Source organism: Shewanella indica, from assembly GCF_033842865.1.
Classification (GTDB): Bacteria; Pseudomonadota; Gammaproteobacteria; order Enterobacterales; family Shewanellaceae; genus Shewanella; species Shewanella indica.
In genome coordinates this window covers 1,280,050-1,290,060 of record NZ_JAWXXR010000001.1, presented here as the reverse complement: position 1 = coordinate 1,290,060, position 10,011 = coordinate 1,280,050, and the positions used below count along the sequence as shown (strand labels likewise).

The 10,011-nt window shown below is 52.0% G+C and carries 7 protein-coding genes and 1 pseudogene; 6 read left to right on the top strand and 2 right to left on the bottom strand.

Translation table 11 applies throughout. The features are described from left to right. Positions 1 to 19 precede the first annotated feature (19 nt). Positions 20 to 1,186, bottom strand: coding sequence for an MFS transporter (locus SIL79_RS06010; protein WP_039036025.1), 1,167 nt, complete (start codon positions 1,184 to 1,186; stop codon positions 20 to 22). 342 nt (positions 1,187 to 1,528) lie between these two features. Here SIL79_RS06010 and SIL79_RS06005 point away from each other — a divergent pair, with 342 nt between their 5' ends. Together SIL79_RS06005 and SIL79_RS06000 are read left to right on the top strand one after the other, a co-directional pair. Next, entirely contained in the window at positions 1,529 to 2,377 is an 849-nt protein-coding gene (locus SIL79_RS06005; RefSeq protein ID WP_039036026.1) for a PfkB family carbohydrate kinase, read from the top strand. Positions 2,378 to 2,829: 452 nt separating this feature from the next. Next, positions 2,830 to 3,420: a tRNA-uridine aminocarboxypropyltransferase gene (locus tag SIL79_RS06000; RefSeq protein WP_071476139.1), complete on the top strand. Its 591-nt coding sequence runs from the start codon at positions 2,830 to 2,832 to the stop codon at positions 3,418 to 3,420. A gap of 178 nt (positions 3,421 to 3,598) precedes the next feature. Here the strand turns inward: SIL79_RS06000 and SIL79_RS05995 are convergent, their stop codons facing one another. Then, entirely contained in the window at positions 3,599 to 5,701 is a 2,103-nt protein-coding gene (locus SIL79_RS05995) for a putative bifunctional diguanylate cyclase/phosphodiesterase (RefSeq protein WP_162207304.1), read from the bottom strand. Positions 5,702 to 6,033: 332 nt separating this feature from the next. On the opposite strand from SIL79_RS05995, the gene SIL79_RS05990 reads away from it, so the two are divergent. From SIL79_RS05990 to SIL79_RS05975, 4 genes and pseudogenes are all read left to right on the top strand, one after another. Further along, on the top strand, positions 6,034 to 6,387 hold the full coding sequence (locus SIL79_RS05990; protein WP_052248289.1) for a hypothetical protein: 354 nt from the start codon (positions 6,034 to 6,036) through the stop codon (positions 6,385 to 6,387). 153 nt (positions 6,388 to 6,540) lie between these two features. Then, positions 6,541 to 6,825: pseudogene (locus SIL79_RS05985) on the top strand (M20/M25/M40 family metallo-hydrolase); the annotation flags it as partial. A 170-nt stretch (positions 6,826 to 6,995) separates the two neighbouring features. Then, complete coding sequence (locus SIL79_RS05980) at positions 6,996 to 8,324, top strand: M16 family metallopeptidase (protein WP_039036029.1); 1,329 nt, start codon at positions 6,996 to 6,998, stop codon at positions 8,322 to 8,324. Between the two features lie 56 nt (positions 8,325 to 8,380). Then, positions 8,381 to 9,754: a M16 family metallopeptidase gene (locus SIL79_RS05975; RefSeq protein WP_405130431.1), complete on the top strand. Its 1,374-nt coding sequence runs from the start codon at positions 8,381 to 8,383 to the stop codon at positions 9,752 to 9,754. Positions 9,755 to 10,011 lie beyond the last annotated feature (257 nt).

Genomic DNA, 10,011 nt, shown 5'->3' with positions numbered 1-10,011 from the left:
CTCACTTCGGGGATTGGGATCATGGGCGCAGTGCCGGCATCCGGCCGCGGGTTGGCCGTACACTGGATATCAGCATATAGATGCAGGTTGTGGTCAGACACAAGCCCAGATACATGAGCAGACCCTGTTGTTGCTGGAAGCCATTGGCCACCAGAGGCCCGATAACCGAGCCCACAGAGTAACTGAGCAGCATAAGTTCGGTTGCCGCCACTATCTTGCTGCTATCGAGGCTGTCACAGGCCAGCGTAATAGCGATAGGGTAAAGGGCGAAGGCGGCAGCCCCCAGCAGCAACAGGTTGAAGCCCATCACCAAAGTGCTGTGACTCAGCAAAATACCCATAACCCCGGCGGCGCCCAACAAACAGAAAAACGCCATCAAGAGAGTCTTGCTGAATCTTGGAGACAACCAACTGACCAGGGGTTGCACCAACATGGCTCCCAGGATCACTATGGCCATCAGTTTGCCCGTCAGCTGGTGGTCACCTGTTTGCTCGCTGAGAAATACAGGCATCAAGCCATAGATGGGGCCCAATACCAAACCTGCAACCAGACAGCCCATGATGGCAGGGCGACTCACATGCCTGACTTCTTTGAAGCTAATCTTCTGATGCTGTATTTTTTGTGGCTGGCAGCGCTTGGCCAGCAGTGGCGGCAATACGGCCAACACCAGTACTATCGCCACCAAAATATGCGGCATGGCACCATCAACACCCAATTGTCCCACACCCAGTTGTCCCAGGGCGTTCCCACCATAGAGTGAGCCTGTGTAGAAGCCCAAACGCTTGGCTCTTTGCTTGGCTGTGTCGGCTATCAACAACCAGGACTCCACCACTACGAAGATGCCGGCCACGGCAATCCCGGCAATAAAGCGCGCCGCCAGCCAAAACTGACCATTAACCACCAAGGGCATGCCAGCCACTGTCGCCGCCAGCAGTAATAGAAATAGGATGAAGGCGCCTCTGTGTCCCAGGCGTGCCACTACAGGTGAAATACAAGTTGCCCCGAGCAACAGGCCGAAATAGAAAATACTCGCCAGCCAAGCCGCCAGATCTGTCGCTAAGCCAAAACCGTCCAATGCCAGCGGCAGCAGACTCATATGATAGCCGGAAGCCAGAGCAAACAAGGTCAAACCCGCAACAGGTACCCAGGCACTGTTGTTGTGAGCGGTGGCATGAGGTTGAGACAACTCAGACTCCAAATAGAAAAATGACCTTTTAAACGAAGATCAGTTTAAAAAGGTCTTAATGGTGAAATTTTCCGCGAATATAGGAGTCTGTAGCGCTTGGGTAAAGTGAGTTTATTTTGTTGTCTTGGAAAGAAAATTTCACCAAAGTCTGGATGTTTAATAGTCTGTTTTAACTTTGAATAAATGTAAATAAAAACTTGCTTAAACGGCAGTTTTTGCTGAGTTAAACGGTGTTTTTAGCCGTTTGGCAATATCACCTCTTAGGGCCTTTGTTGTTGGCTGCGCTGCATTTAGTGTTTGCCCTGGGGTAAGATGGGTCATTCGTTTCTGTGGACTATTTCTATGGCCAATATTTTGCTCGTTGCCAATCTTAACTGTGACCGAATCTTATTGCTGGATAAACCCCTGCGCACCGGAGGTCGATTCCATTATCAGGATGGTGGCCAACGCTTGGGGGGCGGTGGTGCCAACACAGGCATAGGACTGGAGTGGGCCGGCCATAATGTGGCTCTGGTCAGCCAGGTCGGACGGGATGAGATGGGCGATTGGTTGCTGGCCGAAGCCAGTACCCAAGGGCTGGATTGTCGCAGGGTGCAGCGGCGAGCAGGCAATACCTGTGAAATGTTGTTGGTGATGACCCCGGATGGCGAGCGCACCATTATTCGGCCGCAGCGGCCGATATTTGAATTGCCGGCGCCGCCCAAGTGGTCGCAGTGGGATGCGCTATATATCAACTCCTCTGCCGAAGGAGCGGTCAGTTGGGCGCGAACCGCGCTGGAACACACTCTGGTGGTGGCACAATTGGCCAAAGATGACAGGCCAAGACCCTGCCATGTATTGCTGTCTTCGGTAACAGATATGCAAGGGCGCAGTGAGCTTAGCCCCTGGCAGTTTGGGCGTCAGATAGCCGGTGATGCACTTAAATACTTTATTGTGACTCAAGGCGAGCAGGGCGCAGTGTTATACCAGGAGAATGGTGAGACGCTGATAGCGGCTGTGCCGGCGACAGTGGTGGATACCACGGGTGCCGGTGATGCTTTTGCCGCCGGGCTTATCCATGGTTTGGTATCGGGAATGGCAGTGGAACAGGCCATGAAGGAAGCCGCTCAGTGGGCGGCTTTGGCGGTTGCCTCTGAAACCTCGATTCCGGGAGATGCCTTGCGTCAGTACCTGCAAGCACAGCAGGATTGAGCTTGTCATAAAAATCCCGCATCAGTGTCATGCCGCTGTCATCAAGTGGGCTTAATCTTGCTGGCGATCTTTGGTTAGAGCTCAAGGGCTCTGCGGGTTTCTCCCTTCTTATTTATATGCTAACTGGCTTGCCCTGCTCTTTGAGCGGGGCTTTTTTATATCTTTTACCATTGTTTTTGAGGTCGGACTTTCGACAAGAGCTGTTAGTCATAACTGGAAGCAAAGGCGATGAGGACAGAGTTGTTCTATTTATAAAGCATTGTTGTCATACAGGGAACTCTCATTAACCGTTTCATTTTGGCATTGGACTCAGAGCCGAATTTAACCTGGGGCATGTGTTAATATTGGTATTACTGAGTTGCCGTCTTGGCAGATGATCGACTATTAGCCTGACGATAAATGGCAAGATGGCGTTGAAGAGAGCAAGTGCTGATTAAGGAAAGTTATTAGGTATGTCGCGCTGTTACTGTGAACAATGTGGGTACCCAGAAACGGCCTGTGTTTGTGCTGCAGTGTCTGCTATATACCCTAGTAGCCAGTTACTGGTGCTGCAACATCCTTCAGAGGTCGAGCATGCAAAAAATAGTGTGCGTTTGTTGCAGTTGGCCGTGCCGGACGTCCGGGTGATAGTGGGAGAAACCGAGGCGGATTTTGCCGAGTTGAGAGCCGAACTGGCAAGAGATAACATGCCGACTTTCTTGCTCTATCCCTCAGAGAACAGTCAGCTGTTGCAGACAGATGACTCATCAGAAGCTGTAAGGCTTATCCTGCTGGACGGCACCTGGCGCAAAACCTTGAAAATGTATCGGCTTAATCCTTGGTTACAGGCGTTGCCCCAAAGGTATTTACCACTGATGGCACCGACAGCGTATCGCATCCGCAAGGCTAATCGCAGTGATAGCTTATCGACACTTGAGGCTGCAGCTGTGGCCCTTTCTCAGTTGGAGCCTGGGCTGGATGTGGCGCCTATGCATGTATTACTGGCTGAGCTGGTGGAGCAGAGGTTACGGCGGATGCCGGTCAAAGTGCGGGAGCGGTATTGAGTAAGCGGTCGCGAAAATTCCGTGTGGATCACGACATTTATAAGTGAATCCGGTTTTAATGAGCCTGCATCATCTCTGATGATGGAGTGGGACTGTCGGCTTACCGCTTTTGCAGGGGAGTGGTAGCGGAGTAACTCTGTTGCCGACAGTCCTGTTCACCCTCTTTGGTATTGAGCTCTTATAGATCAAAATGCGCCAAGGTAAACTGTTCCGGATGCAAGGGGTAACCGAAAAAGAACCCCTGGGCCAGTCCATCCCCCATCTGTCGTACCATATCATTTTGATATTCAGTTTCTATTCCTTCAGCAACAAATTTGAGTTCAAGCGCCTGTGACAGCTGCACTATGGCCTGACACAAACGTTTGCCTTTCTGATGTTGCAATTGCTCGGCAAATTCACCGGCAATTTTTAGTCCATCCAGTGGCAGATTGCCTAAACGACTCAATGATGATAGTCCGGTACCGAAATCATCAAGGACAATTTTGACGCCCAGTGCCCTGAGCTGTTTGAGCGTTTGTTTGGCCTGACGTGGGTGACCCAGCAATGCCGATTCGGTGATCTCCAAAATCAAGGCTTCTGCGGGAAGCTGATGATGTTGCAGCGTCGATTTTACTTGTTGGTAAAAGTCCAGGTGCTCCAGTTGCAGCGGTGATACATTGACTGAAATAATAAAGTCGTTGTCCTGTTGCCGCCAAACTGCCAGTTGTCGGCAGGCTTGCTCTACGACCCAGTTGCCAACAGTGACTATTAGACCGGTTTCTTCAAGCAAGGGTACGAAATCGGCCGCTTCCAGCAGTTCATGAGGACTCTTGTGCCAGCGCAGCAGCGCTTCGGCACCGGCCATATGGTTATCTTTGAGCCTGACTATGGGTTGATAAAACAGGCTCAGTTGTCCCAGCCCCAAGGCGTGACGCAGATCGCCGAGCAGTTTAAGTTTATGTTCGGCGGCTTCACTCATAGAGCTGTCATAGAAATTGATATGACTGGCGCTGCGTTTGGCACTGTACATGGCGGTGTCGGCTTGGCTCAGCAGTTCGGAAGGGTCTATTTCTCGGTTGCCAAAAAGACTGATACCTATACTGGTACCCAGGTAAAACTTTTGTCCTTCCAACTCAAACGGCGTCTCGAATAGAGCCAATATCTGTTGTGCAAAACGGTAGATATCTTCCCTGTCGCGGCAATCTTGCAACACCAGAGTAAATTCATCGCCGCCCATACGGGCGATATCGGCTCTCTCTATACAGCCGGCTTCCAGCCTGGCGGCGACCAGTTGCAGTATTCTGTCCCCCATGGAATGACCGAAACTGTCGTTGACATGTTTAAAGCCGTTGAGGTCGAGAAACATCAAGGCTCCAGTGGTTGGCTTTCCTTGGTTGATGGCCTCTAGACTGGCACTGAGAACCTGGCGCAGCTTGCGCTTCATATGACGGCGATTGGGAAGCCCTGTCAGCATGTCAAACATGGCTTGTTCTGTCAGGCGTGATTCCAGCTGTTTACGTTCGCTGATATCGCTGAAGATGGTGACCAGATAACAACCGGATTCAGTCTGCAATCTGCGACTGCTCTGCCAGGCGGGGAAGTGACTGCCATCGGCTCGGGTATGGCTGACCTCTCCCTGCCAGAAGTCCCGCTGTGCCAGCGCAGCACGGCATTCTCTCTGCTTGGGATCGTTTGCGGTTTCGAGGATCTGCAACTGCTGACCTATTAACTGCGCCTGACTAAAGCCGCAAAGACGACAGAGGGCCCGATTGACCGCAAGGATTTTGCCCGAGGTATCACTGATGACAACGGCTTCGGCACTTTCTTCGAGAATACCGGCCAATACACTGCGGGGCAGCAGGCCGAATACATCCTGAGCTTCACCTCTGGGACTGAGGCGACGATCCAAGGCTTCGAACCGCACCAAGATCATCTTATTACTGTCTATTCTGACTGGTTCCAGGTAGAGGCGGGTTGGCAGCTCTTTACCGTGGCGATTGAGGTGTAACCACTCCTGTACTTGAGAGCTGGCCGCTGCGGCTTGCATGAGTTTTTTTGCCAACTCTATGCTGCTCTGACCGCCTAATTGCAGTCTGGGAGCAAAGTCATAGAGAGTGGCATCGAGAATTTCCTGGTGAACACAGGCGAAGTAATCCAATGCTGCCTGATTGGCGGCAAAAATTTTACACCCCATGAATAAGGCCAGAGGTGTCGAGTGAGGCTCGCTGCGCCAGAGTTGCAACTGGGGCCCGAGTTTTGTGTCGGCCACCAGGCTCTGTAACAGTTGTGTCCATCGGATCATCCAGGATACTCCCTTGTCGTTCTCCGTTGAGAACCACTTCCCTTTGTTATGGTTACACTACTCCGCATATTTGGCTCTTCAACCTACAGGAAGGAAGCTAACACTTCCGACTATGTGGTGACCTGCCTTGCACCCTATAGCTTACGGGTTGGGCAAACGGTTATGTGGAACAGCATTTCAATCCGTTAGTTTAAAGCTAAACAGATCTACTCTTTGGCTCAATCAAAATTTCGTTTTGTTGCTAAAAACCTTCATTATCGGTCAAACTGGTGAAAAAATGTGTGATAGTCCTTGGAAGATGGATTTTTGTTCTCTTTAAGCAGGAGCGAATGATGGCGAGATTAATACTGTTATTGAGCTGGCTGCTGGCCTTTAGCGTGAGTGCGGCTGATTTGACTCAGCTGGGTGAACAGGCCAGTGAAGATGCCCGGCGTCTGGAGCAGGAACAGCTGGAAAAGGCCAGAGCCGCCGCCAAGGAAACCGCCGAGCGGGAACAGAAAGTGCTCAAACGCCAGCAATCCGGAGATTGGCAGGAGGAGCAAAGGTTAAAAGCCAGTAAACAGTTTGATGAGAGGGCGCAGCGGGAACAGAAATACCTGCAGCAAGCCAAAGAGGCTGCGGCCAAAGAGCGTAAAATCGACGAGCCCAAGATGAAGAAGCTGAAACAGAAGAAAATAGAGCCTTAAGCTGGATCTGTACTTCAGCCTCCAAGTTAGCTTGTTGTTTAATTAGACTTTCAATAGTGGCTGACGCTCAATTTACTATCAAAACCTCTAGCCGGGTCGGGCCAATATTAAACAACACTGAGCAAGACCGCCAAAATGATAGCGTAAGCCAACGGCACTGAAGCGAAAACGGAGATAGCCCAGGATTATCCTGTGTCGGTGAACAGTCCTGAATTGGTGACCGAAGTCAGGCCTTTGCTGGAGCAAGTGGCGGGCAAGGGGAGGCTGGTTGAACCCGGGCTTATCACAGGGGCTGAGGACTTTGCTTTCTACGCGCAAGAAACCCCGGGGGGGTTCTTCTTTCTTGGGGTAACTCCTGAGGGGACTGACCCGGCAACGGCGGCCAGCAATCACTCCCCCTATTTCTATGCTGATGAAGCAGCGTTCAAGACGGGGTAGAGGCGTTGGCCACACTGGCCTCGCCAGCTTAAGCGGCAAATAAACCGTACGGGATAAAGCATTTTGCTTACAAAATCTGACAATTCCGTATCACTTGTTACTTGATTTGCAGTGCTTTTTTACCCGATATTGGATCTTTTGAAATCAGCAATCAGCCAAGGAGCGACCCAATGAAGCGTACGCTGACCGCCCTGCTGATGTCAGCCAGCCTTCTTGGGGCGGCGACAACACAGGCGACCACGGCCGAAGATATTCAGAGTTTTACCCTGAATAACGGCATGAAAATCATGGTATTGGAAGACTCATCCATTCCCAATGCCAACATGTATCTGTTTTGGAAGGTGGGCTCACGCAACGAGGTGCCCGGGATCACAGGGATCTCCCACTTCTTCGAGCATATGATGTTCAATGGCTCCAAGAAATACGGCCCCAAGATGTTTGACCGCACCATGGAAGCGGCCGGTGGCGCCAACAACGCCTACACTACTGAAAACGTGACCGTTTATACCGACTGGTTCCCTTCCAATGCTCTGGAAACCATTTTTGATCTGGAAGCCGATCGGATTGCGGCGCTGGATATCAATGCCGAGATGGTAGAGAGTGAGCGCGGCGTAGTTGCCTCCGAGCGTACCACGGGGCTGGAAAACTCCAACTGGCGAACCCTGCAGGAAGAGGTAAAAGGTGTGGCCTTCAGGGCGCATCCCTATAGCTGGTCAGTGATTGGCCATGAATCTGATATTGCGGCCTGGACCTTGGAAGATCTGGTGCAGTATCACAAGACCTACTATGCCCCCAACAATGCGGTTGTGGTGATTGCCGGTGACGTTAAGCTGGCCGAGGTCAAGCGTCTGGCCCAGCGTTACTTTGGCCCTATCCCGGCGCAAGAGCCACCCAAGGCGGTGAAGACAGTCGAGCCGCTGCAAAAAGGGGAACGACGGGTCTTCGTCAAGAAAGAGTCTGTCAGCACGCCCAATATCATGCTGGCCTATCACGTACCGGCCACCACCAATAAAGACTATTACGCGCTGGATCTGCTGACCTCGATTCTGAGTGAAGGCAATAGCTCGCGCCTCTACAAGGCTTTGGTGGACAAGCAGTTGGCGATTGCCGCCGAGACTTATATGCCCATGTCTTTTGACCCCAACCTGTTGTATATCCTTGGGGTGGCGGCCCCAGGCGTCAGCGCCACCACTCTGGAGCAGGCATTGATCGAAGAGGTCAACCGTATTGCCCGTGACGGCATTAAGGTTGAAGAGTTGGAAAAAGCAAAAAATATCAAGCTGATGGATTTCTATCGCAGTATGGAAACCATCAATGGCAAGGCCAATACCCTGGGCACCTACGAACTTTATTTCGGTAGTTTCGACAAGCTGTTCCAGGCGCCGGATGCCTATAACCAGGTCACAGTGGCCGACATTCAAAGGGTGGCAGAAACATACCTGCGCCGTGCCAACCGCACTGTGGGGGTACTGGCTGCACAAGAGGAGGCGGATCAATGAGCAAGGTTTTTTCTCTCAAGGCCTCTCTGGGCGCTGTGGCCATTGCCGCAGCCTTGATGGTTTCAGGTTGTCAGTCTACCCAGGTGAAAGTGAGCCAGGATACCGGCCACTTTGTACTGCCAACATATGAAAGAGTCACTCTGGATAACGGCCTGACGCTGATGCTGATGCCGCAGAAAGAGGTGCCGCTGATCACCCTGAACGCCGTGGTGAAAGTCGGCAGCGTCAATGACACCACAGCCGGTGTGGCAGCGGTGACGGCTCAGGGCTTGTTGCTCGGCGCCGCCGGTCGCACCAAGGCCAGCATAGAGCAGGAGGTGGACTTTCTCGGTGCCAGTCTGAATGCTGATGCCGGCCGTGAGGGCAGTTACCTCAGTGCCGATTTTATGGCCAAAGATGTCGATACCATGCTGGGATTGTTTGCCGATGTGCTGACCCGTCCCGACTTTGAGACCAGCGAGTTTGATAAACTCAAGAGTCGCAGAGTCGCCGAGCTGGCGCAGGAGAAAGAGAGTCCCAAGTCCGTGATTGGGCGCTACTTCAACAAGTTGGTCTTCGGTCAGCATCCTTATGGCAATGCCAGTTCGGGAACCAGTGAGTCTGTGTCCCAGTTGACGGTCAACCAGTTGAGAGCTTTCCACAAGGGCTACTATCAACCGGCCAATACCGCTATCAGCGTGGTGGGTGATTTCGACCCGGCGCAGATGAAGGCCAAGCTGCAGGCGGCATTCGGTCAATGGAGCAACAGCGAATCGCTGCGTGCCGTCGACCTCAAGCAGGGGCTGCCGACTCTGTCTGCCAGCCGAGTCTTGCTGGTGGATAAGTCGGACGCGATAGAGACCACCTTCACCATAGGTGGCCTGGGTGTGACTCAGGATAACCCTGATTATGTGGGCCTGACTGTGGTCAACACCATACTCGGTGGCCGTTTTACCTCCTGGCTCAACGATGAGCTGAGGGTTAATGCCGGTTTAACCTATGGCGCGCGCTCGGGTTTCGTCCCCTATCGTGACTCAGGGGTGTTTATGATCAGTACTTTCACCAAGTCGGCTACGACAGAGGAAGCCATTGACTTGGCACTCAAGACCTACAGTCGCCTGTGGCAGAAAGGGATAGATCAGCAGACTCTGGATTCGGCCAAGGCCTACGTCAAAGGCCAGTTCCCACCCAAGTTTGAAACCAGTGGCCAGTTGGCAGGTCTGCTGTCAGACATGTACCTGTACGGTTTTGATGAGTCCTATATCAATCAATTCCAGCAACGGGTGGATGGACTGACTCTGGCGCAGACCAAGCAGTTGGTCGACAACTACTTCCCCAAGGATAAGTTGCAGATGGTGCTGATTGGCAGCGGCGACAAGATAGCCCCGATAGCAGCCAAGTATGGTGAAGTGACCCGGGTCGATATCAAGGATGTCGGTTTCGGCGGTTAACCCTTTCATGGCAGTCAAACAACGCTCTCTTGTTGTTTGACTGTCTTGCTTGGAGCATAGTGATTCAGACACATTCCCGGTAAAGCTAATCTGCAATTGCCTGCCATAATACCGGAAGCTTTTTACCACTATGGTCGCTACATCATAGTCCCCCTAATGAATTTCCTGTTGAACGCTAAAGTGCGATATCAGTCCTATTGGGTAGACGATTGACTTGTTTGAGTATGTTTAACCGCTGAAGGCTGAAATAGTCGGTT

What these genes read in the sequence shown, in the direction of transcription:
- SIL79_RS06005 (WP_039036026.1), top strand. Translation starts at nt 1,529, where the DNA reads ATGGCCAATATTTTGCTCGTTGCCAATCTTAACTGTGACCGAATCTTA.
- SIL79_RS06000 (WP_071476139.1), top strand. Translation starts at nt 2,830, where the DNA reads ATGTCGCGCTGTTACTGTGAACAATGTGGGTACCCAGAAACGGCCTGT.
- SIL79_RS05995 (WP_162207304.1), bottom strand. Translation starts at nt 5,701, where the DNA reads ATGATCCGATGGACACAACTGTTACAGAGCCTGGTGGCCGACACAAAA.
- SIL79_RS05990 (WP_052248289.1), top strand. Translation starts at nt 6,034, where the DNA reads ATGGCGAGATTAATACTGTTATTGAGCTGGCTGCTGGCCTTTAGCGTG.
- SIL79_RS05980 (WP_039036029.1), top strand. Translation starts at nt 6,996, where the DNA reads ATGAAGCGTACGCTGACCGCCCTGCTGATGTCAGCCAGCCTTCTTGGG.
- SIL79_RS05975 (WP_405130431.1), top strand. Translation starts at nt 8,381, where the DNA reads ATGGTTTCAGGTTGTCAGTCTACCCAGGTGAAAGTGAGCCAGGATACC.